Origin of the sequence: Pyxidicoccus fallax (genome assembly GCF_012933655.1) — a bacterium.
GTDB lineage: Bacteria > Myxococcota > Myxococcia > Myxococcales > Myxococcaceae > Myxococcus > Myxococcus fallax.
Genome location: NZ_JABBJJ010000225.1, coordinates 1 through 20,906 on the forward strand (window position 1 = coordinate 1; position 20,906 = coordinate 20,906).

Below are 20,906 nucleotides of genomic sequence, written 5' to 3' on the forward strand. Positions count from 1 at the left end.
CCCCCACCCCCATCGCCACCGCCCTGGCCGAGGCCGCGCGCGAAATCGTCCAGGTGGGCCAGTTCCTCAGCCTTCGCAACTTCGTCCCCGCCACCAGCGGCAACTTCTCCCGCCGCCTCGATGCCCGTCACGCCGCCGTGACACGCTCGGGCGTGGACAAGGGCGAGCTCACCGAGGCCGACATCCTCGCCCTCGATATCCTCGCCCCGCCGCCTCCCGGCTCCTCCGCCGAGACGCACCTGCACCTGCACCTCTACCGGGACCGGCCCCACGTCCAGGCCGTGCTGCACACGCACTCCATGGTCTCCGCGCTGCTCTCCCAGCTGCGCCAGGCCGAGCGCGAGCTGCGCCTCACCGGCTACGAGCTGCTCAAGGCCCTGGGCGACAACCGCACCCACGAGACCACGATTTCCATCCCCATCTTCCCCAACGACCAGGACATCCCCCGGCTCGCCGCGCGCGTCTCCGAGGACCTGGCGAAGCGTCCGGACACGGTGGCCTACCTCATCGCCGGACATGGCCTGTACACCTGGGGCCGCTCCATGGCGGAGGCCCGCCGTCACACGGTGGCCCTGGAACACCTGCTGACGTACGAGCTCGAAACGATGAAGGTGCGACGATGAGCAGCCTCACCATCTACCCCGATGCCACGCCCGGCCAGCCGCTGGGCACGTACACCGAACTCGACGCCATCCGCCGCGAGCTGAACGCCATCGGCGTGCGCTTCGAGCGCGTGGACGCCTCCATCCTCCTGCCCGAGGGCGCCAGCCAGGACGACGTGCTCGCCGCCTACAAGCACGTGGTGGACGCGGAGAAGGCGAAGCACGGCTACAACACCGTGGACGTCGCGCGAATCAAGCCGGACAACCCCAACGCCGCCCAGGCCCGCCTCAAGTTCCTCTCCGAGCACACCCACTCCGAGGACGAGGAGCGCGTCATGGTGGAGGGCAGCGGCTGCTTCTACCTGCACGCCCAGGACCGGGTGTACCAGGTGGTCTGCACCCGCGGAGACCTCATCAGCGTGCCCGAGGGCATGCGCCACTGGTTCGACATGGGCCCGCGGCCCGACTTCGCCGCCATCCGCTTCTTCATCCGCCCGGACGGCTGGGTGGGCAACTTCACCGGCGATGGCATCGCCGACCGCTTCCCCCGCTACGAGACATGAGCCCCGTCCGCGCGGTCCTCACCGACATCGAGGGCACCACCAGCTCCATCTCCTTCGTGAAGGACGTGCTGTTCCCCTTCGCGAAGCGCAACCTGGAGGTCTTCGTCGCCACCCACCGCGACGCGCCCCAGGTGCGCCAGTGTCTCGACGCCGCCCGCGAGCTGGCGGGTGACTCCTCGCTGTCCGACGACGCCACCGTCGCGCTCCTGCGCAAGTGGATCGACGAGGACCGCAAGGCCACGCCGCTCAAGTCGCTCCAGGGCCTCATCTGGGAGCAGGGCTACGCGCGCGGCGAGCTGCAGGGCCACGTGTACCCCGACGCAGTGGAAGGCCTGCGTGCCTGGCATGCCAAGGGGCTGCGCCTGTACGTCTACTCGTCGGGCTCGGTGGCCGCGCAGAAGCTCATCTTCGGCTACACCGCCTGGGGCGATTTGACGCCGCTGTTCTCCGGTTACTTCGACACCACCACCGGGCCCAAGGTGGAGAGCCCCTCCTACGCGCGCATCGCGAAGGACCTCGGCCTGCCTCCGCACGAGGTGCTCTTCTTGTCGGACAGCGTGGCGGAGCTGAACGCCGCCCGCTCGGCTGGCCTGCGCACGGCCTGTCTGGACCGGGGCGAGGCCGTCATCCCCGCCGGGCATGGCCACTCCACGTTCCACGGTTTCGCCTCGCTGGACCCGTTCTCCCTCTAAACCCCCGAGCCGGGAGTTCCCACCATGTCCACCCCCTCCAAGCCCGTCATCGGCATCCTCGGCGGCAGCGGCCTTTACCAGATTGATGGCCTGAAGGACGTCACCTGGAAGAAGGTGTCGTCGCCCTTCGGCGAGCCCTCGGACGAGCTGTGCTTCGGCACGCTCGAAGGGCACCAGGTCGTCTTCCTTCCCCGTCATGGCCGCGGCCATCGCGTGTCGCCCTCGGACATCAACTACCGGGCGAACATCGACGTGCTCAAGCGCAGCGGCGTGACGGACCTCTTGTCCCTGTCCGCCGTGGGCAGCCTGCGCGAGGACCTGCCCCCCGGCACCTTCGTGGTGACGGACCAGTTCATCGACCGCACCTTCGCCCGCGAGAAGAGCTTCTTCACCACCGGCATGGTGGCGCACGTGTCCATGGCGAAGCCGGTGTGCTCGCGCCTGGGCGACGCGCTGGTGGCCGCGTGCGAGGGCCTGGGCGTCACCGTGAAGCGCGGCGGCACGTACCTCGTCATGGAGGGGCCGCAGTTCTCCACGCTCGCGGAGAGCCGCATGTACCGGAGCTGGGGCTGCGACGTCATCGGCATGACGAACATGCCGGAGGCCAAGCTCGCCCGCGAGGCGGAGATTTGCTACGCGACGGTGGCCATGGTCACGGACTTCGACTGCTGGCACCCGGACCATGACGCCGTCACCGTGGACCAGGTCGTCTCCGTGCTGCTGGGCAACGCGGGCAAGGCGCGCGGGCTGGTGAAGAACGTGGTGCCGCTGCTCGGCGCGCACCAGGGGCCGTGCGCGAAGGGCTGCCAGAACGCGCTGGACCACGCGCTCATCACCTCGCCCGAGGCGCGGGATTCCGCGCTCCTGGAGAAGCTGTCCGCCGTGGCCGGCCGGGTGCTGCGCAAATGAAGGTCCACGGCAAGCCCATGCGCTCCATCTGGGTGGAGCCCGACGGTGCCGCCGCTGGCGTCATCGACCAGACGCGCCTTCCGCACGCCTTCACCACCGTGCGGCTGACCACGCTGGATGAAGCCGCTCACGCCATCCGCAGCATGCTGGTGCGGGGCGCTCCGCTCATTGGCGCCACCGCCGCGTACGGCGTCTGGCTGGCCATGCGCGCGGACGCGTCCGACGGCGCGCTGGAGAAGGCGCTCACGGTGCTGCGCGGCACGCGGCCCACGGCCGTCAACCTGCACTGGGCGCTGGACGAGATGCGCCGCGCGCTGGCGCCGCTGCCCGCGTCCGGGCGCGTGGCCGCCGCGCTCCGCCGCGCCGGGGAAATCTGCGACGAGGACGTGGCCATCAACCGCGCCATCGGCGAGCACGCGCTGAAGCTCTTCGAGGCGGCGTGGGAGAAGAAGGGCCGCAAGGGGCGGCTCAACGTGCTCACCCACTGCAACGCGGGCTGGCTCGCCACGGTGGACTGGGGCACGGCGCTGGCGCCCATCTACCTCGCGCACGACGCGGGCCTGCCCGTGCACGTCTGGGTGGACGAGACGCGCCCGCGCAACCAGGGCGCGGTGCTGACGGCGTGGGAGTTGGGGCAGCACGGCGTCCCGCACACCGTCATCGCCGACAACGTGGGCGGCCACCTCATGCAGCACGGCGAGGTGGACCTGTGCATCGTCGGCACGGACCGCACCACCGCGCACGGTGACGTGGCGAACAAGATTGGCACCTACCTCAAGGCGCTCGCCGCGAAGGACAACGGCGTGCCCTTCTACGTGGCGCTGCCGTCGCCCACCATCGACTGGACGCTGAAGGACGGCGTGCGGGAAATCCCGATTGAACAGCGCGAGGGCACCGAATTGAGCGACGTCACCGGGCGGCTGCGCTCGGGCGAAATCGCCACGGTGCGCATCACGCCGGACGGCAGCCCCGCGGCCAACTACGCCTTCGACGTGACGCCCGCGCGGCTGGTGACGGCGCTCGTCACCGAGCGCGGCGTGTGCCCGGCCTCGGAGGAGGGGCTCCTCTCGCTCTTCCCGGAGCGGCGGGGGAAGGCGGCATGACCGTCGATGACCGGGCGCTGCGCGAGGCGATGATTGCCACCGCCCGGAGGATGAACGCGGCGGGGCTCAACCAGGGCACCTCCGGCAACCTGAGCGTGCGCGTGGAGGGCGGCTTCCTGCTGACGCCCACCGGCATGGACTACGACACGCTGGTGCCGGAGGACCTGGTCCTCATGCGCTTCGACGGGAGCCACGAGGGGCGGCGGAGGCCGTCCTCGGAGTGGCAGCTGCACCGCGACATCCTGGCCGCGCGGCCGGAGACGGGCGCGGTGCTGCACGCGCACTCCATGTTCTGCACCACGCTGGCGTGTCTGCGCCGGGGCATCCCCGCCTTCCACTACATGATTTCGGCGGCGGGCGGCTCGGACGTGCGCTGCGCGCCCTACGCCACCTTCGGCACGGATGCGCTCGCGAAGAGCGCGCTGGCCGCGCTGGAGGGGCGCAAGGCGTGCCTGCTGGCCAACCACGGCATGCTCGCGCTGGGCAGGGATTTGGCGGGCGCCTTCAAGCTGGCGGTGGAAGTGGAGACGCTCGCGGCCATGTACTGGCGGGCGCTCCAGGTGGGCGAGCCGGTGCTCCTCGACGACGCGGAGATGGCGCGCGTCATCGAGAAGTTCAAGACGTACGGGCAGCAGCCCGGCCCCGGCGAGGACCTCAAGCCGCGCGGAGGGTGAGGACCGTCACCTCGGTGGGCACGCCCAGGCGGAAGGGCAGCCAGTGTCCGGTGCCGCCGGACACGTAGAGCTGGTGGTCGCCCTGGCGGTAGCGGCCCAGCATGTACTTGAAGGCGAACCAGAAGGCGGGCACGCCCAGGAAGGCCACCTGTCCGCCGTGCGTGTGCCCCGCCAGCGTCAGCCGCGCACCGCGCTCGGCCGCGAGCGGGAAGAAGTCCGGGTGGTGCGTCAGGCACAGCATCACCTCGTCGGGCGAGGCGCCGCGGAACGCCACCTCCGCGGACTGCGCCATGCGCTCGGCCTTCACGCGGTGGCTGCGGCCGGACATGGGGTAGTCCACGCCCACCACGCGCACGCGCTGGCCCTCGTGCTCGAAGTCGTGGGACGCGTCCACCAGCAGCTTCACCGGGCCGCCGCGCGCCTCCACGTCCGCGTAGGCGCGGCGGATGGCGCGCAGCCCGCGCCAGTGCTCGTGGTTGCCGAGCACCGCCAGCATTCCATGCCGGGCCTTGCACGCGGACAGCGCCTCCATGGTGCCGTCGAGCTGGTCCAGGTCGTCGATGAGGTCACCCGTCATCACCTGGAGGTCCACCCCGGCCTCGTTCATCGCCCGCACCGCGTCGTGCAGGTAGCCGGTGTCGATGAAGTTGCCCACGTGCACGTCGGTAATCTGCCCGATGCGGAAGCCGTCCATCGCCTTGGGCAGGTTGGGCAGCCGCACCTCAACCTCTCGCACCGTGAAGCCGGAGACGCCGCTGGCCATCCCCACCGAGCTCGTCCCCACGGCCAGCACCGGCACTGCGCGCCCCGTGTTCGTCAGCAGGCTGCGGCGGCTCAGCACGGGGCCGCTGGCCGGTGCCGTCGCGGGAGCGGGCGTCTCCTTCGCGGAAGCGGCCAAGGCCCGCGCACGGGCACCGCGCTCCACCCAGCGGCTCAAGAGCGCGATGGGCGTGCCGAGGAGCACCACGATGATGGCGGCGATGGACCAGCCCGCGGAGAAGACGCGCAGGGCCACGTTGCCCACGGGCAGCTCGGCCTGGTGTCCGGCCAGCAGCGGGAAGTACCAGACGGCGAGGGAGAGGAGCGCGCCGAACGCGAACACGCCCAGGCGCCATCCCCGGAGCAGCCCGGGCCAGAGCGACCGCAGCACGGCCCCCGCGCCCACGTTGACGAGGAAGAGAATCACCAGCCTGCCCATCTACGACACTCCCTTGCGCTAGGAGGGCCCAGTCATAGCCGGGCGGCGGCGGCCGTGCCGCACGAAGGTACCGGAAGCGGGAGCGGTGGATGTGAGGACCGAGCGGAGGACCGGGGGCCCGGTTGCTCCCCCGGCGGGCCCTTCACCTGTACGCCCGGGGAGCGGGTCTCATTCCCAACAGTCTTCAGCCCCGGCCGGGGCTGGCCATGCGCAGATGTGCGTGCAGCGTCTCCGTGCGGAGGTAGAGGAACTGGGCGTCGCCGAAGGCCAGCGCGTCGCCGTCGTTGAGCATCCGCTCCTGCTCGGGCCCTAGGGCCTGCGCGTTGACCCAGGTGCCATTCATGGAGCCCACGTCGCGCACCGAGCAGTCATGGGCCTCGGCGTTCCAGCGCAGCGTGGCGTGGTGCTTGGACACGGAGGGGTCCGGCACCACCAGGGTGCAGCCCTCGATGCGGCCCACGGTGATTTCCTGTCCATCCTTCTCGGGGCGGAGGAAGTGCACCTCGAGGGCGTCGAAGCCGCGCAGCATGACGAGCAGCCGGTCCACGAGCCGGGTGCGGTGGGCCATGCCCACGGTGCGCGCCTCGCCCAGCCGCATGGCCACCTGCTGGAAGACGGGCTCGGGGGGCTGCTGGACGAGGACCACGGGCCCGGAGGCGTCGAGGAAGGCCTCCAGGGTTGCCAGGGCGAACGGGCGAAGTTGCTTCACGGACGGCATGGTCCCCGGAAGTTATCCCGGAGAACGGGACCTTGCCGCCCCGGATGCTCAGGCCGTAAGGAAGTCGTCATGTCCCGGACGACTGAGGTTTCGCCGACCTATGCCACCCATGAAGCAGGCTGGCGCCGTGTGCAGGCCCTGCTGCCCGCTTCCCTGCGGCTCGGCGGGGCGGGTGCTCCGATGCCGGGTGAGGAGTGGCTCGACGTCGGAGCCTTCCGCGTCCACCTGGACTGCTGGCGCCGGCCGGAGGCGCCCGTCACGCTGGTGGTCGTTCACGGCGGAGGGGGCAATGGACGGCTGCTCGCGCCCTTCGGGGCCGTGGCCGCGGCGCTCGGGTACGAAGTCGTCGCGCCGGACCTGCCGGGCTACGGACTGACGCGGGTGAGCGACAAGCGCTCCCTGGTCTACGACGACTGGCGAGACACGCTGGCCGCCGTGCTGGAGGCGGAGGCCGGACGCTCGCGGCGTCCGCTGGTGGTGTTCGGCGCGAGCATGGGCGGCATGCTCGCCTACGACGTGACGGCGAGGACGCGCATCCCCGCGGGTCTCATGGCGACGTGCTTCCTGGCTCCGCGAGAGCCGGAGGTGCGGCGCCGCATGGTGCGCTGGCCCTGGATGAGCGGGCTGGCGGGGCCGATGCTGACGGCGCTGCCGTTCCTCACGGACCCGCTGCCGGTGCCCATGCGGCTGGCGGGCAACATGCTCGCCATCGCGAACACGCCGGAGCTGGCGCAGGCCATCGCCGTGGACCCGCTGGCGGGAGGGACGTGGATGCCCGGGCGCTTCCTGCGCACGTTCCTCGAGTCCGAGCCGCTCGTGCCACCGGAGTCCTTCGACGTGTGCCCCGTGCTGCTGACGCACCCGGCGGACGACCGGTGGACGGAGGTCTCCCTCTCACGGCCCTTCTTCGAGCGCCTGCGGGTGCCGAAGCGGCTCGTGCTGCTGGAGAACGCGGGGCACTTCCCGGTGGAGGAGCCCGGGGTGTCGCAGCTCCGTCAGGCCCTGAGCGACTTCCTGGCCGAGCGTGGCGCGGTGGGGGCCGCCACGCCCGTGCGGTGAGGCGGCGTCAGTGCGGAATCGTGTCGCTGACGGTGGAGACAATCTCCTGGAGGCCCTCGCGCGAGCGGCCCATGGGCTTCTTCGGCAGGGTCTTCAGCCCGGCGAGCGCCACGCCGAGTGAGCCTCCCACCAGTGCCAGTCCGGTGTAGAGCGCGCCGCGCACCGGGCGCCTGGGCAGCGCCAGGGCCGCGGCAATCACGAGAGCGCTGATGCCCGTCATGCCCATCCACGCGCTCGCGCCGAGCAGCATCGTGCTCCTCGCCGTATTCCGCGTGTCCTCCTGGATGTCCTTCCGGGCGAGCTCCATCTCGGTCTTGAGGAGGCGCTTGCCCTGCGTCATGACCGCCGACATCAGCGACGGGCCCTGCTTCTGCTTCTGCTCGTCCATGGAATGCTCCCGTGAAATCCGTGGCCCGGAGGCCCGCGCTCGTGCGCGAGGGGCCTCGCGAAAGCTAAGGACCGGGAGCCGGACGGGAGGAGCAGGAGGCCGGGCCAGCGTCCCTCCCTCCGAGGGTCCCCGAGGCACCCTGGGGGCCCGTTCCCGAGCACAGGTGCCAGATGCAACCGGGGTGCAGGGCCACCTGTCACGAAGGGCCACGCCGCGCATCGACATGGGCGGCCTGGACGCGCACCGGCTGCTGCCCGAGGAACATCCGGTCTGCGCAACGTGCGCTCCATTGGCGGCGCGTGAGCGTCCGGGGGACGCGCTGGGGAACAGCGGGTCGGCGCGACGTGACTCACCTCGTGGCGCGTGAGCGGTCCATGGGGGCGTGCTGGGGAACAGCGGGTCGGCGCAACATGCGCTCCATTGGCGGCGCGTGAGCGGTTCATGGGCAGCGCCGAGGATGCAATGAAGCTGGATGGGCAGCGAAGCTCGGCTCGCATCAGCGCGGGCGACTCAGCAGGGTGAGCGCCGCGGATGCATCAGGCTGAAGAGTGCAGCGAAGCTCAGCTCGCATCAGCGTGGGTGACTCAGCAGGGCGAGCGCCGCGGATGCATCAGGCTGAAGAGTGCAGCGAAGCTCAGCTCGCATCACGTGGGCGACGCAGCAGGGTGAGCGCCGCGGCTGGAGTCAGGCGGAGGTCCACTCAGGCCGCGTGGCGCGCCTCGCATTGACGTGGGCCGCATGGCCGAGAGCCTCGGGCGTGAGCGGGATGAACGTACGCTCGGCGCCGCGCAGCGCGCGCCACATCAACGGGAGTCGCCGAGGGTAAGGGCCGGGAGTCCGCCGGGCGTGAGGCGGCTGGCGTCGCATCGAAGCGGGCTGTGCGAAACCTACAGTCTCGGCGTGCCGGGAGCCCGAGCACGACGCGGCGTGTCTTCGCGGCTCGTGGCGCGGCGCGTCGCGCGCGACAGTCATCCACGCCGCATGCGAATTCCTCTTCCGGGAGTCCCGGTCTGTAACATCGCCGTGACGCGCGTCTCCGAGGCGGGAGCCCGACCCGGGCGCGGAATGGACGTTCCGTTCCGCGCGGAGGGTCGGCATCCGGGCGGTGGTCGTCCGGGCGGAGCGGCGCGAGGCCCCAGGGGCCGGGCGGGCGCGATGCGGTCCGTGGTCCGGGGGAGGACTCGTCGCGCGTACGCCGTGGTGCTGACGAGGAGCGAACGACACATGTGGGAGCGGATGCGGAGCTACAGCGCGAGAGCGCTGATGTTGATGCTGCTGGCGGTGGCCGCGTGCTCGGACTCGGAGGATGACCCCAGGCCAGACGCGGGCACGGAACAGCCCGACGCGGGAGGCACGGACTCCGGTACCGGAGAAACGGACGCCGGAGCGGACTCCGGCACGCCGGATGCCGGGGAAGACGCCGGTACGCCGGATGCGGGAGAGGATGCCGGCACTCCCGACGCGGGCTCCGACGCGGGAGGAAACCTTCCACCGTTGGAGGTGCCAGAGGGCTGCAACCCGCTGGCCTCGGAGCACGACTGTCTGTTGCCGTTCCCCTCGGACCACTTCCGTCAGGAGGACGCGACGCTGCCGTCGGGCCACCGCGTGCGGCTCACCGAGGCGGCGAGGCTGAAGCAGACGGATGGCGGCTCGTTCGACTTCACCGACCTGCACCCGGCGGACGGCTGGTCCCACGGCACGCAGATTCTCGCGCTGTTCCCGGGCGGAGTGGATGCCTCCAACCTCCCCGCGTTGACCAGCCCCACGGCGGAGACCACCGGCACCACGGTCCTGCTCGACGCCGAGCTCGGAGAAGGCGTGCTCCACTTCGCGGAGCTGGACCCCCGCGCTCCCAGCGACGCGCGTCGCGCACTGCTGCTGCGGCCCCTGGTGCGGCTGCGGAACGACGCTCGCTACATCGTCGCGCTGCGAGGGCTGGTGGCGGAGGACGGCACCCCCGTGCCGGTGCCGGAGGGCTTCCGTCGAATCCGGGATGGGCAGACAGCGGGCGACCCGCTCCTGGCGCCCATCGCCGCGCGGTACGAGCAGGAGATCTTCCCGGTGTTGCAAGCCGCGGGCATTCCGCGCGGCGAGCTGCAGCTCGCGTGGGACTTCACCACCGAGACGCAGGAGAACGTCACCCGCGACATGCTCGACGTGCGTCGCCTGACGATGGAGGTGCTCGCCGCCACTCCGCCGGCCGTCACGGTGACGGAGGTGCGCGACAACGTGGACGAGTATGTCGCGCGCCGCATCCGGGGCACCCTGCGCGTGCCGCTCTTCCTGGAGAACGCTCAGCCGGGAGCGCTGCTCGCGCGAGACGCGCAGGGACGCGTGCGCCGCAATGGCGACGCGGAGGTGCCCTTCACGCTCCAGATTCCCCGGAGCGTCTGGGGCCAGGGCGTGGCGCCCGTGCGCTTCATGCAATACGGACACGGCTTCTTCGGAAGCCAGGGCGAGGCGGACGGCTCGTTCGTGCGCCCCTTCATCCAGGCCACGCGGATGGTGGTGCTGACGGTGGACTGGTGGGGCATGTCCAACGTGGATGCGCCCGGCGTGCTGGGGGCCATGGCGAACAACCCTGGCCAGACGATGCGCTTCACGGACCGGGTGCACCAGGGCATGGCGAACCAGCTGGCCGTCACCTACGCGGCGAAGACCACGCTCCGGGAGCTGGCGGAGCTGCGGGACAACGGCGTGCTCGTGTACGACCCGGAGCAGACGTACTACTACGGCATCAGCCAGGGGCACATCCTGGGCGGCACCTACGTGGCGCTCTCGCCGCACGTCTCGCGCGCGGTGTTCAGCGTGGGAGGGGCGGACTTCTCGCTGATGATGTTCCGGGCGAGGCCCTTCGCCATGTTCCTCAACGCCATCATCCAGACGGTGCCGGACGCGCTGGACCAGCAGAAGTTCGCGGCGCTGACGCAGACGGGCTTCGACCGCATCGACCCGCTCACCTATGCGCCGCACGTGCTGACGGACCCGTACGAGGGCGCTCCTGCCTCACGCCGGCTGCTGGTGCAGTACGGGCTGGGGGACGCGCAGGTGCCGAACGTGGCCACGGAGCTGCACGCGCGAGCGCTGGGCCTCACGCAGCAGCTCCCCGCGACGTGGCGGGTGCCTCTGTTGCCCGCGCAAGAGGGGGCCCTGGAGGGCTCGGCGCTGGTGCAGTTCGACTTCGGGCTGCCGGCGCCGCTGCCGGGGACGGTGGCCGACCTGCCCGCGGCGGACAACGCCGTGCACGAGGGCGTGCGCCGGGACAACGAGGGCCGCGACCAGGTGGACCGCTTCCTGAGGCCGGGCGGCCGGGTGGAAGTCACCTGCGACGGCATCTGCCGGGGAGGTAACTGAGCGAAGGCGCGACCCGCGCCGACCGCTTCATGGGGCCTGGAGGAGCGAGGCCACGTGCGACGGTCTCCACCGGAGCAGTCGCCGAGCGCGGGACACGGGCCGCCGTGCGTCAGGATGCCCCTGGCGCGCGGTGGCCCCGTGGGTGCTCCCTGGTGTCAGGAACGGAGAGCCGCGCCGCGTCCGAACGGTGGAGTCTGGCTCCGGGGCGCTCCCGGCCAGTCGCGGGGCCTTGGAGCCCGTGGAGGAAGACCATGGCGGTGCCGGAGTTCGACAGGGTGGCGGCTTCGAGGCTCGTGCTGAGGCGGCTTCGCCCGGAAGACCTGGAGGCGCTGGTGGCCTACCGGAATGACCCGGAGGTGAACCGGTTCCAGAGCTGGAGCGACTACGACGCCGAGCGGGGACGCACGCTCATCGAGTCGATGCGGGAGCGCCAGCCCGGGCAGCCCGGCTGGTTCCAGTTCGCCATCGCGTTGAAGGACACGGACGCGCTGGTGGGTGATTGCGCGCTGCGCACGGACGACGACCCCCGGCTGGGCGAGATTGGCTTCACGCTGTCGCGGCGGCACCAGGGCAAGGGGCTGGGCACGGAGGCCGTGCGCACGCTGCTGGGCTACGCGTTCGACACGCTGCGGATGCACCGGGTCATCGCGGTGACGGACGTGAAGAACACGGCGTCGGCGAAGGTGCTGGAGCGCGTGGGCATGCGGCGCGAGGGGCACTTCATCGAGGACGGCTGGTTCAAGGGCGCGTGGTGCGATGACTACCTGTACGCCATGCTCGGCCGCGAGTGGGCGCGGGCCACCGCGCGGTGACGCCGCCGCGACTGTTCAACATATGAACAGTGCCGCGTCCGGGATTCTCAGAAGGTTTCACGCTCAGCGGCGATACACCCAGGTGAGACATATTGGTATCAGGATACTGTAGAAACGGACTACACACACGCCTCGCGGCAATCCGCGAGGCGGATATCCACGATAGTGTTTGAGCCCCAAATGGTTGCACATAGGCCTCGGAGTCCGGCCGGTGGGCTCCATCACCTGGGAGAGAAAACATGAAGAAGCTTTCGTTCGTCGTGGCGGCGGGGCTCGCGCTGGGAATGCTCACGGGGTGTGGTGCCGAGGATGCCCAGCCCGAGGTCGAGGCGAAGCAGGGGCCTCGCTACAGCGCCACGCGCGCGGATGGCAGCGAGGTCATCATCCGTGACGCCACCCACGAGGCCGGAGCCCCGGCCACCATGGAGGTCGAGGGTGACCGGACCGTCAACGCGAATGGCTGCTGGGTCACGCTCCAGTGGTGTTCGGAGCCGGGCACCGGCGACGCCGTCTGCACCCAGAACGGCCAGTGCACCACGACGCAGTTCATCAACGCCTGCCTGTCGCTCTACAACGACATCTGCGTGTAGTCGTCACGCCTGACGTCCGCGAAGCAAGACAGGAGCCCGGCCCCGGGAACTCCGGGGGCCGGGCTCGTCTTTCAGCGGGCTACCCCGCCGAGCTGGCCACCGGGTTCTTCACCAGGTGGTCGCCGAACTCCTCGCGCAGCTTCGCCTTGAGGAACTTGCCCGTGGAGTTGCGCGGAATCTGCTGGATGAAGAGGTAGTCATCCGGCATCCAGAACTTGGCGAATTGCTTCTCCAGGTGCGCGGCCAGCTCCTGCTTGGTGGCCGTGTGGCCCGGCTTGAGCACCACCGCGGCCAGGGGCCGCTCGTCCCACTTGGCGTGCTTGCCCGCGAAGACGGCCGCCTCCAGCACCGCCGGGTGCGCCATCAGCGCGTTCTCCAGCGCCACGGAGGAAATCCACTCGCCGCCGGACTTGATGACCTCCTTCGCCCGGTCGCAGATGCGCACGTAGCCGTTCTTGTCGAGGGTGACGACGTCACCCGTCTTGAACCAGCCGTCCGCCGTGAAGCGGTCCTTGCCCTCGTCGTTGAAGTACGAGGCCGCCACCCACGGGCCGCGCACCTCCAGCTCGCCCATGGTTTTTCCGTCCCAGGGCAGGTGCCGTCCGTCGTCCGCCACCACGCGCGTCTCCACGAAGGGCAGCGCGTAGCCCTGCGTGGCCCGCGCGTCGAACTGCTCCTCGGGGCTGGCGTGCTTCAGCTCCTGCTTCAGCTTCGCCATGGTGCCCACGGGGCTCAGCTCCGTCATGCCCCAGGCGTGCACCACCTCCAGCCCGTGCCGCTTCCGGAAGCCGTCAATCAGCGCCGGCGGCGCCGCCGAGCCGCCAATCAGCATCGAGCGCATCGCGCTCAGGTCCCACTTCTTCGGCTCCTGGTCCAACAGCGCCAGGATGCCAATCCAGATGGTGGGCACGCCGCCCGCCAGCGTCACCTTCTCCGCCGCCATCAAGTCCAGGAGCGACTGCGGGTCCAGGTGCGGCCCGGGCATCACCATCTTCGCCCCGGTGAAGATGCCGTCGAACGCCAGGCCCCACGCGGCCGCGTGGAACATGGGCACCACCGGCAGCACCGTGTCCGACTCGCGCATGCCCACCACGTCCGGCATGCAGCTGCCCAGCGTGTGCAGGACGATGGAGCGGTGGCTGTACAGCACGCCCTTCGGGTTGCCCGTCGTGCCCGACGTGTAGCAGAGCATCGCCGCCGACTTCTCATCCAGCTCGGGGAAGTCGAAGGAGTCCGACTCGGGCGCCAGAAGCTGCTCGTAGTCCAGCTTCCCCTCCGGCGCCGGGCCCGCGTCCGGCACCACGATGACGTGGCGGAGGCTGGGCACATGGTCCGCGAACTTCTCGAACAGCGGCAGCAGCGAGCGGTCCACCACCAGCACCGTGTCCTCCGCGTGCCGCGCGATGTAGCCCAAATCATTCGGGTGCAGCCGCAGGTTCAGCGTGTGCACCACCGCGCCCATGGCCGGCGCGGCGTAGTACACCTCCAGGTGCCGGTAGTGGTTCCAGCACAGCGTGGCCACCCGGTCCCCGGACTTCACGCCCAGCCGCGTGAGCGCGTTCGCCAGCTTGCACGTGCGCTTGTAGAAGTCCGCGAACGTGTAGCGGTGCAGCGACTTGTCGGGATTGCGGCTGACGATTTCCGAGCGCGGGAAGTACGTGCGCGCGCGCTCCAGGAAGTGGGTCAGCGTCAGCGGGAAGTCCATCATCCGTCCGGCGAGCATCGGCACCATCCCTTTTCCGAGTGGAGTGAGAGGGGGCCGATGCTACCGGAACCCGGCGCTCCATTCGCGGGAGCGCCGGGTGATGTCGCAATGCGTCAGCCGAAGAACACCTGGGCGACTTCGAAGAACTCCTTGGGGACCCGCTTCAGCTCGCGGGTGGCATCGGAGAGATCCACGCTGACGATGTCGTTGCCGCGCAGGGCGGCCATCTTCCCGAACTCACCGCGGGCGACCATGTCGCAGGCGTGGACGCCGTAGCGGGTGGCGAGCACGCGGTCATGCGGCGTGGGCGCGCCGCCGCGCTGGATGTGGCCCAGCACGGACACGCGCGTCTCGAAGCCGGTGCGCCGCTCGATTTCCTGCGCGACGATGTTGCCCACGCCGCCCAGGCGCGGCCGGCCGGCTTCGTCGAGGGCGCCGGTGGTGACGAGATGCTCGCTCGGGTCCTCGGACGTCTTGATGCGCGTGCCCTCGGCCACCACGACGATGGAGAAGGTGCGCCCGCTGGCGTGGCGGCGCTGGATGTGCTCGGCCACCTTGGGCAGGTCCGCGGGAATCTCCGGGACGAGGATGACGTCCGCGCCGCCGGCGATGCCCGAGTACGTGGCAATCCACCCCACGTGCCGGCCCATGACCTCGCAGACGATGACGCGCTTGTGGGACTCGGCGGTGGAGTGCAGCCGGTCGATGGCCTGGGTGGCGATTTCGACGGCGGTGTCGAAGCCGAAGGTGAAGTCGGTGGCGTTGATGTCGTTGTCGATGGTCTTCGGCACGCCGACGATGCGCAGTCCCTCCTGGGACATGCGGGTGGCGGCGGACAGGGTGCCCTCGCCACCGATGGCGATGACGGCGTGGATGCCGTTGCGCTCGACGGCGCGCTTCACGCGCTCCAGCCCGTTCTCCACCTTGAACGGGTTGACGCGCGAGGTGCCGAGGATGGTGCCTCCGCGGTGGAGGATGCCCGAGGTGGTTTCACGCGTGAGGCGGAAGTGGTTGTCCTCCAGCAACCCCTTCCAGCCATCGCGCAGGCCCATCATCTCGAAGCCATGTTCAGCGGCGCGGCGGACGACGGCTCGGATGACGGCGTTGAGGCCGGGGCAGTCACCCCCGCCAGTGAGGACGGCGACTTTCATATATTCACGTTGTATTACGGCTCGCGCCGGACGGAACCCCTCAAGTGCGAGGAAGCGGCCGCCCGCAGTCCTTCCGTCCCTACCCGAACACAGCGGGACGCCGGTGCGTCCAGGGGTGCGCGGCCTCCAGCTGGGCGGCCAGCCGGAAGAGGGTCGCCTCGTCTCCGAAGCGGGCGATGAACTGCACGCCCACGGGCAGGCCCTCGGGGCTCCAGTGGAGCGGCACGCTCATGGCCGGGTTGCCGGTGATGTTGGCCAGCGGGCAATACGGGGTGAAGGCGGCGGCCCGGAAGAGGGGAGCGAGCGGCTCGTCGGGCGGCGGGGCGAAGGTGCCCAGCGGCGTGGGCGGCTCGGTGACGGTGGGCAGCAGCCAGACATCCACGTCCTCGAAGCGGCGGGCGATGACGCGGCTGTAGCGCTGCAGCTCCGCCTGGGCGAGCAGGTAGGCCGACAGCCCCTGGCCCTGACCGAACGCGTAGAGCGCCCGGGTGAAGGGCTCCAAGACGTCGGGTGAAGGCGCGCCACCAGTGCGCTGGGCGAGCCGGTCCACGCCGTGCACGACGCCCGCGGCCCACAGCATCATGAAGTGCTGGCCGATGGACTCGTCGCCGGGCGCTTCCAGGCTGCCCTCGAGGACGGAGTGGCCCAGCCCTTCCAGCAGGCGGGCGGTGGCGGCGACGGCCGTCAGGCACTCGGGGTGGACGGGCGCGCCCACGGGGTTGCGCAGCGTGAGGCCGATGCGGAGCCGGCCGGGCGGGGCGCCCACCTCCATCGCATAGGGCCGTGCCTTGGGCGGGGCGATGTACGGGGCGCCCACGTCGGGGCCCTCGGTGGCGTCGAGGAGGGCCGCGCTGTCGCGGACGGAGCGGGTGACGGCGTGCTCGGCGACGAGCCAGTGATACGGGTCCATCAGCTCCGGCCCCGTGGGGTTTCGGCCGCGCGTGGGCTTGAGGCCGAAGAGGCCGCAGCTGGACGCGGGGATGCGGATGGAGCCGCCGCCGTCGGACGCGTGGGCGAAGGGCACCATGCCACTGGCGACGGCCGCCGCCGCGCCGCCGCTGGAGCCGCCCGGCGAGCGCTCGAGGTTCCACGGGTTGCGGCAGGGTCCGAGCAGCGCGCTCTCGGTGGTGGGCAGCAGGCCCAGCTCGGGCGTGTTCGTCTTGCCGAGCACCACGAGGCCGGCGCGCAGGTGGCGCTTCACCAGCTCGCTGTCATGGTCGGGAACGAAGTCCTTCGACAGGCGCGAGCCACCGGTGAGCGGGTAGCCCTCCTGCGCGGTGAGCAAGTCCTTCAGCAGGAAGGGGACGCCGGTGAAGGGGCCCTGGGGCAGCGCGTTCTTCGCGCGCAGGCGGGCGGTGTCGAACTGCGTGTGGACGACCGCGTTCAGCTTCGGGTTGTGGCGCTCGATGCGGGCGATGGCCGCATCCACCAGCTCCAGCGGCGTGACTTCTCGGCGGCGGACGAGCTCCGCCTGGGCCGTCGCATCGAGGCTGACAAAGGGGTCCATGTCTGGACTCTAGCGCTTTCCGTGGCGTGGCCCGCTCGCGGTGGCCCGAGTGCGATTTGACGGGCTGCGTCGTTCTCGGGCGTGGGTCACGAGACGGTGGCGGGGTGCGGACGCCTTGAAGTGAACGGGCGGCGCATGGAGGGCTCGCGCGTGGGCGCGTGCTCCCTATCCTCCGGCCTCGCTTCAGGGACCTTTCGTGAAACTTCGCGTCTTCGATTCCGAGCAGGTAGCCGCCATCGCTTGCGCCGCCCTCATCGCCGAGGCGGTGCGAGCCCATCCTTCGGTGGTGCTGGGGCTGCCCACGGGGCGCACGCCGCTCAACGTGTACCGGGAGCTGGTGGCCCTGTCCGCGCGTGGCGCGGTGGACCTGTCGCGCGCCAGCACCTTCAACCTGGACGAGTTCTTCGGAATCCCTCCCGAGGACGCGGGCAGCTTCCGCGCGTACATGGAGCGGCACTTCTTCCAGCACGTGAATCTCGCGCGCGAGCGCATCCACTTCCTCGACGGCAGCGCGCCGGACGCGGAGGCGGAGTGCGCCCGCTACGACGCCGAGCTCGCGGCGGCGGGCGGGTTGGACCTGGTGCTGTTGGGAATTGGCGCCAACGGGCACATCGCGTTCAACGAGCCGGGGGACAGCCTGCTGGCGCCGTGTCACCGGGTGAAGCTGGGGCGGGAGACACGGCTGGCGAACGCGGCGCTGTTCGGGGATGACCCGACGCGCGTGCCGCTGGAGGCGCTCACGCTGGGCATGGCCGCCATCCTCCAGGCGCGGCGCGTGGTGCTGCTGGCGTTCGGCGAGGGCAAGGCCGAGGCGGTGTCGGCCATGGTGAAGGGGCCGGTGACGCCGCGCTGTCCCGCGTCCTTTCTCCAGCTCCACCGCGACGTGGAGGTGTGGGTGGACCGCGCGGCGGCTGGCCAGGAGCCATAGGCAGCAAGCGTCGGAAGCCCCATTGCTGGAACGCCTCGGCTGGCTTCCGGTGACGGGCTCCGCGCGACGCAATCACTTCGTGCGCCGCGCGGGCTTCTGGCCTTCCTTCGCCGTCGCGGAGGCCAGCCGCCCATACTTCTTCAGGGCCTTCACCAGCCGGTCATGCGGCAGGGGGAAGACGCGGATGCCCCTGGCGCTCGTCATCGTCTCGGCGGCGAGCATGGAGTTGAGGATGGCCTCCTGCGTGGCCTGCACGGTGGCCTCGAAGAGCGGGTTCATCTGCTCGTTGTCGAGCACCGACACGCTCCTGGCCGCGGACTGCTCGGGCGCCTTCAGGCGCTGCGTCGAGAACGCGAGGAAGATGTCACCCGAGGAGTTCTCCCCCAGTCCCCCCATCTTCCCGAGCCCCAGCGCGACGCGCCGGGCGATGCGCTTCAACTGGTGCGGCAGCAGGGGCGCATCCGTTCCGACGACGATGATGATGGAGCCCGTGCCTTCCTTCAGCGTCGGTCCAGTGACGCCGCTCGACGCCGAGCAGGGCCGCAGCTTCGCGGTGAAGGGACCGGTAGGCTTCTCGGCGCCCACGTAGCACGGTTGCAAGTCATTGATTTCCTCTCCCACCGGTACGCCCTCCACGGAGAGGAGCCGGCGCGAGCCGTAGTTGCACTGCACCAGCACGCCCACCGTGTAGCCGCCGTCGGTGACGGTCAGCTTGCGCGACGCCGTGCCGATGCCGCCCTTGAAACCGTGGCACATCATCCCGGTGCCACCCCCCACCGAGCCCTCCGCCACGGGCCCGCCGCGGGCGGTGTCGAGCGCCTGGTGCGCGTGTCCGGCCTTCACGTGGAAGCCGCCGATGTCGCTCAGGTAGCCGTCCCAGGTCTCCGCGACAATGGGCAGGCCCAGCTCCCACGCGAGGTCGCGCTTCATCGCCCAGGTGATGACGCCGTCGCGCACCGCGCCGATGTCGTTGGTGTTGGTAATCATCACCGGCCCCGACAGCTCGCCGGACTCGTCCACCCAGTGCGTGCCCGTCATCTCGCCATTGCCGTTGAGGGCGAAGGTCGCGGCGAACACCGGCTCCGCCACGCCGTCCTTCCCGCGAGGCAGCACCGCCGTCACCCCTGTCCGGGCGCCGGACTCCTGGGCGTTCAGCGTCGTGTGGCCCACCTCCACGCCCGGCACGTCGGTGATGGCGTTGTTCGCGCCGGGCTTCCCACCGAAGGTGATGCCCAGATCCCTGGCACGAGGCTTCGTCGGGGCGGACTGGGCGAATCCGGAGGACGCCAGGGTCAGCAGGCAGAGCAGCACGGACGGCGGCAGGGTGCGCGCGAGGGTCGTCATGCCGGCTTCCTACCTCTCATCGCGTGCGGGCGGGTAGCTCGGGCAGCCCCGGCGGCGGACGGCTCGCCAATGGCAGGAAGCGCGTTGGGTGCGGCAATCCCAGACAAGAGAGGGTGTGTGAACGCGGGCAGGTTCCACTCCGACGATGTGCTCGACCGGCCCATGTGGCCACGGTGGACGGGTGTCGCGCCGCGAGCCACGCGCGGCGTGCTCCGTCAGGACGGCAGGCCGGAGGCCTGCGCGCAGGGCGCGGGCGTGGACCCCGACGACCTCTCCTCCGCCGTGCGGAGTGAGGTCTCCTCGCCAGGGCGCGCGGATACCGTTTCACTCGGCGCGCCTCCGAGATGGACCGCCAGCGGTCCTCCCATACTGTCCGCGCACCTCGGGATGACCTGGCGAGTGGCGCGATGTCAGGTGTGGCACAGAATCACGAATACCGGGTCTTGCGGCCTTGACGGGTTCCTTACATGCTCTACGTGGGAGTCACGTGCTCCCTACGTCGTGAGAGGGCCGGGAGTGAGACGTCCGTTCGGGTGCGGGCATGCGCGCACGCGCCGGGGGACGACCAGGTCATCGAGGGATGCGTATGGACATGGGACAGGACACGACCAGGCTGACGCGGGACGCGGCCCCGATGGTGTACGGCGCCGTGGACCGGGTGCGTGACCTGGAGCATCGGCTGGTCCTGGCGACTCCGGACAAGACGTGCCGGGGCATGTTCCTGAAGGGCGTGCTCCAGGTGGTGAAGTCCTTCGGGGATGACGCCGCGGTGGCGCGATGCCTCGCCGCCAGCGGGCAGACGCGCATCACCGACTTCGCCAGCTACCCCATCGCCGACCGGCTCCGCATGAGCTGGGCCGCCGCCGAGTACCTCGCGCCGCGCGTGGGCGGCTTCGAGGCTGCGCTGCGGTTGCTCGGGCGCCAGGCGACGGCGGACTTCATGGCGTCGCTCGCGGGCAGGACCATCCTCGCGCTGACCAACCGGGACGTGGTGAAGATGATCAACAGCCTGCCCACGGCCTTCGGCGCGTCCGTCAACTATGGCAAGCACACGGTGGAGTGGTCGGGGCCGAAGAGCGGGCGCTTCCTGCTCGAAGGCGACCTCATGCCCGAGCCCATCAACTCCGGCATCATGGAGGTGGTGCTCGCCGCGGGAGAGGTGAAGGGCGGCAAGGTCCAGGGGCTCCAGCTCGCGGTGGACTGCTGCGAGTGCGTCTTCTCCTGGGAGTGAGCTGGCTCATCCGAGGCGCGAATCGCTCGTGCATCGGAGGCTCCCGCCCTCGTCGTGAGTGAGCGTGAAGCCAGGTGTCTCTCCGCAGCCTCATTCGCGGTCAGGGCATCGCTCCGCGGCACCGCGTGACTCCAGCCGCGGCTTCTCATGGACCGCGACCTCGCTCCGTCCCGCCCTCCATGCGTCGGGGGCGCACGGGCCGGAGGACACGCGATGTCCTCCCATGACTCCCGAGCCCGCGCGCCTCGGCCCTCGGTGGTGGAAACGAAGTGCACGCAGCTGGAGGACCCGCCAGGTCCTCACCGGACGCGGGCCCCACCCTCCCTGGCATGTCAGCCCCCTCCGGTAGAAGGGTCGCCGTGGAGGAATGATTCCTCC

Annotated in this window: 19 protein-coding genes; 12 read left to right on the forward strand and 7 right to left on the reverse strand. The window is 70.6% G+C overall.

The annotated features are described in order from the left end of the window. From HG543_RS35430 to HG543_RS35455, 6 genes are all read left to right on the forward strand, one after another. Positions 1 to 623 (forward strand): methylthioribulose 1-phosphate dehydratase (locus tag HG543_RS35430; protein WP_343073520.1); only part of this gene is annotated, 623 nt, incomplete at its 5' end. Further along, positions 620 to 1,165 (forward strand): 1,2-dihydroxy-3-keto-5-methylthiopentene dioxygenase, encoded by a 546-nt coding sequence (locus HG543_RS35435; RefSeq protein WP_169349342.1) that lies wholly within the window; start codon positions 620 to 622, stop codon positions 1,163 to 1,165. The genes HG543_RS35430 and HG543_RS35435, both read left to right, overlap by 4 nt. After that, positions 1,162 to 1,857 carry an acireductone synthase gene (gene mtnC, locus HG543_RS35440; protein WP_169349343.1) on the forward strand — a complete coding sequence of 232 codons (696 nt, stop codon included), beginning with the start codon at positions 1,162 to 1,164 and terminating at the stop codon, positions 1,855 to 1,857. The genes HG543_RS35435 and mtnC overlap by 4 nt, the downstream gene beginning before the upstream one ends. 24 nt (positions 1,858 to 1,881) lie before the next feature. Beyond that, positions 1,882 to 2,766 (forward strand): S-methyl-5'-thioadenosine phosphorylase, encoded by an 885-nt coding sequence (locus tag HG543_RS35445; RefSeq protein ID WP_169349344.1) that lies wholly within the window; start codon positions 1,882 to 1,884, stop codon positions 2,764 to 2,766. Continuing rightward, positions 2,763 to 3,869 carry an S-methyl-5-thioribose-1-phosphate isomerase gene (gene mtnA, locus HG543_RS35450; protein ID WP_169349345.1) on the forward strand — a complete coding sequence of 369 codons (1,107 nt, stop codon included), beginning with the start codon at positions 2,763 to 2,765 and terminating at the stop codon, positions 3,867 to 3,869. Before HG543_RS35445 ends, mtnA begins: the two co-directional genes overlap by 4 nt. Continuing rightward, positions 3,866 to 4,543 carry a class II aldolase/adducin family protein gene (locus HG543_RS35455; RefSeq protein WP_169349346.1) on the forward strand — a complete coding sequence of 226 codons (678 nt, stop codon included), beginning with the start codon at positions 3,866 to 3,868 and terminating at the stop codon, positions 4,541 to 4,543. Before mtnA ends, HG543_RS35455 begins: the two co-directional genes overlap by 4 nt. On the opposite strand, the gene HG543_RS35460 is transcribed toward HG543_RS35455, so the two are convergent. Both HG543_RS35460 and HG543_RS35465 read right to left on the reverse strand, forming a co-directional pair. Next, entirely contained in the window at positions 4,524 to 5,741 is a 1,218-nt protein-coding gene (locus tag HG543_RS35460) for a metallophosphoesterase (RefSeq protein WP_169349347.1), read from the reverse strand. The genes HG543_RS35455 and HG543_RS35460 overlap by 20 nt on opposite strands. A 184-nt stretch (positions 5,742 to 5,925) precedes the next feature. Continuing rightward, positions 5,926 to 6,459 (reverse strand): FHA domain-containing protein, encoded by a 534-nt coding sequence (locus HG543_RS35465; RefSeq protein WP_169349348.1) that lies wholly within the window; start codon positions 6,457 to 6,459, stop codon positions 5,926 to 5,928. Positions 6,460 to 6,528: 69 nt separating this feature from the next. On the opposite strand from HG543_RS35465, the gene HG543_RS35470 reads away from it, so the two are divergent. After that, positions 6,529 to 7,518: an alpha/beta hydrolase gene (locus HG543_RS35470; protein WP_169349349.1), complete on the forward strand. Its 990-nt coding sequence runs from the start codon at positions 6,529 to 6,531 to the stop codon at positions 7,516 to 7,518. A 7-nt stretch (positions 7,519 to 7,525) separates the two neighbouring features. Here HG543_RS35470 and HG543_RS35475 read toward each other — a convergent pair whose 3' ends face one another. Then, positions 7,526 to 7,906, reverse strand: a complete 381-nt coding sequence (locus HG543_RS35475; protein ID WP_169349350.1) for a phage holin family protein — start codon at positions 7,904 to 7,906, stop codon at positions 7,526 to 7,528. Between the two features lie 1,224 nt (positions 7,907 to 9,130). Between HG543_RS35475 and HG543_RS35480 the strand changes: the two genes are divergently transcribed. The 3 genes from HG543_RS35480 (at position 9,131) to HG543_RS35490 (ending at position 12,662) form a co-directional block, all read left to right on the forward strand. Continuing rightward, positions 9,131 to 11,260, forward strand: coding sequence for a hypothetical protein (locus HG543_RS35480; RefSeq protein ID WP_169349351.1), 2,130 nt, complete (start codon positions 9,131 to 9,133; stop codon positions 11,258 to 11,260). A gap of 251 nt (positions 11,261 to 11,511) precedes the next feature. Beyond that, positions 11,512 to 12,072 (forward strand): GNAT family N-acetyltransferase, encoded by a 561-nt coding sequence (locus tag HG543_RS35485; protein WP_169349352.1) that lies wholly within the window; start codon positions 11,512 to 11,514, stop codon positions 12,070 to 12,072. A 239-nt stretch (positions 12,073 to 12,311) separates the two neighbouring features. Next, positions 12,312 to 12,662, forward strand: a complete 351-nt coding sequence (locus HG543_RS35490) for a hypothetical protein (RefSeq protein ID WP_169349353.1) — start codon at positions 12,312 to 12,314, stop codon at positions 12,660 to 12,662. A gap of 79 nt (positions 12,663 to 12,741) precedes the next feature. Here HG543_RS35490 and HG543_RS35495 read toward each other — a convergent pair whose 3' ends face one another. The 3 genes from HG543_RS35495 to HG543_RS35505 all read right to left on the reverse strand — a co-directional run bounded on the left by HG543_RS35495 (position 12,742) and on the right by HG543_RS35505 (position 17,025). Continuing rightward, complete coding sequence (locus HG543_RS35495) at positions 12,742 to 14,385, reverse strand: long-chain-fatty-acid--CoA ligase (protein WP_169349360.1); 1,644 nt, start codon at positions 14,383 to 14,385, stop codon at positions 12,742 to 12,744. A 95-nt stretch (positions 14,386 to 14,480) separates the two neighbouring features. Beyond that, on the reverse strand, positions 14,481 to 15,518 hold the full coding sequence (locus HG543_RS35500) for a 6-phosphofructokinase (RefSeq protein ID WP_169349354.1): 1,038 nt from the start codon (positions 15,516 to 15,518) through the stop codon (positions 14,481 to 14,483). A 79-nt stretch (positions 15,519 to 15,597) separates the two neighbouring features. Then, on the reverse strand, positions 15,598 to 17,025 hold the full coding sequence (locus HG543_RS35505) for an amidase (protein WP_169349355.1): 1,428 nt from the start codon (positions 17,023 to 17,025) through the stop codon (positions 15,598 to 15,600). Between the two features lie 196 nt (positions 17,026 to 17,221). Between HG543_RS35505 and nagB the strand changes: the two genes are divergently transcribed. After that, the gene (gene nagB / locus HG543_RS35510; RefSeq protein WP_169349356.1) at positions 17,222 to 17,953 is read left to right on the forward strand and encodes a glucosamine-6-phosphate deaminase; all 732 of its coding nucleotides are present in this window, start codon (positions 17,222 to 17,224) and stop codon (positions 17,951 to 17,953) included. A gap of 72 nt (positions 17,954 to 18,025) precedes the next feature. On the opposite strand, the gene HG543_RS35515 is transcribed toward nagB, so the two are convergent. After that, positions 18,026 to 19,297, reverse strand: a complete 1,272-nt coding sequence (locus HG543_RS35515) for a DmpA family aminopeptidase (RefSeq protein ID WP_169349357.1) — start codon at positions 19,295 to 19,297, stop codon at positions 18,026 to 18,028. A 592-nt stretch (positions 19,298 to 19,889) separates the two neighbouring features. Between HG543_RS35515 and HG543_RS35520 the strand changes: the two genes are divergently transcribed. After that, on the forward strand, positions 19,890 to 20,528 hold the full coding sequence (locus HG543_RS35520; RefSeq protein WP_169349358.1) for a TIGR02265 family protein: 639 nt from the start codon (positions 19,890 to 19,892) through the stop codon (positions 20,526 to 20,528). Positions 20,529 to 20,906: the final 378 nt, after the last annotated feature.

Excerpts from the sequence above, each read along its gene's own strand:
- HG543_RS35445 (WP_169349344.1), top strand. The coding sequence starts at position 1,882 with ATGTCCACCCCCTCCAAGCCCGTCATCGGCATCCTCGGCGGCAGCGGC.
- HG543_RS35495 (WP_169349360.1), bottom strand. The coding sequence starts at position 14,385 with ATGCTCGCCGGACGGATGATGGACTTCCCGCTGACGCTGACCCACTTC.
- mtnA (WP_169349345.1), top strand. The coding sequence starts at position 2,763 with ATGAAGGTCCACGGCAAGCCCATGCGCTCCATCTGGGTGGAGCCCGAC.
- HG543_RS35490 (WP_169349353.1), top strand. The coding sequence starts at position 12,312 with ATGAAGAAGCTTTCGTTCGTCGTGGCGGCGGGGCTCGCGCTGGGAATG.
- HG543_RS35455 (WP_169349346.1), top strand. The coding sequence starts at position 3,866 with ATGACCGTCGATGACCGGGCGCTGCGCGAGGCGATGATTGCCACCGCC.
- HG543_RS35460 (WP_169349347.1), bottom strand. The coding sequence starts at position 5,741 with ATGGGCAGGCTGGTGATTCTCTTCCTCGTCAACGTGGGCGCGGGGGCC.
- HG543_RS35435 (WP_169349342.1), top strand. The coding sequence starts at position 620 with ATGAGCAGCCTCACCATCTACCCCGATGCCACGCCCGGCCAGCCGCTG.
- HG543_RS35485 (WP_169349352.1), top strand. The coding sequence starts at position 11,512 with ATGGCGGTGCCGGAGTTCGACAGGGTGGCGGCTTCGAGGCTCGTGCTG.
- HG543_RS35500 (WP_169349354.1), bottom strand. The coding sequence starts at position 15,518 with ATGAAAGTCGCCGTCCTCACTGGCGGGGGTGACTGCCCCGGCCTCAAC.
- HG543_RS35475 (WP_169349350.1), bottom strand. The coding sequence starts at position 7,906 with ATGGACGAGCAGAAGCAGAAGCAGGGCCCGTCGCTGATGTCGGCGGTC.
- HG543_RS35515 (WP_169349357.1), bottom strand. The coding sequence starts at position 19,297 with ATGACGACCCTCGCGCGCACCCTGCCGCCGTCCGTGCTGCTCTGCCTG.
- HG543_RS35470 (WP_169349349.1), top strand. The coding sequence starts at position 6,529 with ATGTCCCGGACGACTGAGGTTTCGCCGACCTATGCCACCCATGAAGCA.
- HG543_RS35505 (WP_169349355.1), bottom strand. The coding sequence starts at position 17,025 with ATGGACCCCTTTGTCAGCCTCGATGCGACGGCCCAGGCGGAGCTCGTC.
- mtnC (WP_169349343.1), top strand. The coding sequence starts at position 1,162 with ATGAGCCCCGTCCGCGCGGTCCTCACCGACATCGAGGGCACCACCAGC.
- HG543_RS35465 (WP_169349348.1), bottom strand. The coding sequence starts at position 6,459 with ATGCCGTCCGTGAAGCAACTTCGCCCGTTCGCCCTGGCAACCCTGGAG.
- HG543_RS35520 (WP_169349358.1), top strand. The coding sequence starts at position 19,890 with ATGGGACAGGACACGACCAGGCTGACGCGGGACGCGGCCCCGATGGTG.
- HG543_RS35480 (WP_169349351.1), top strand. The coding sequence starts at position 9,131 with ATGTGGGAGCGGATGCGGAGCTACAGCGCGAGAGCGCTGATGTTGATG.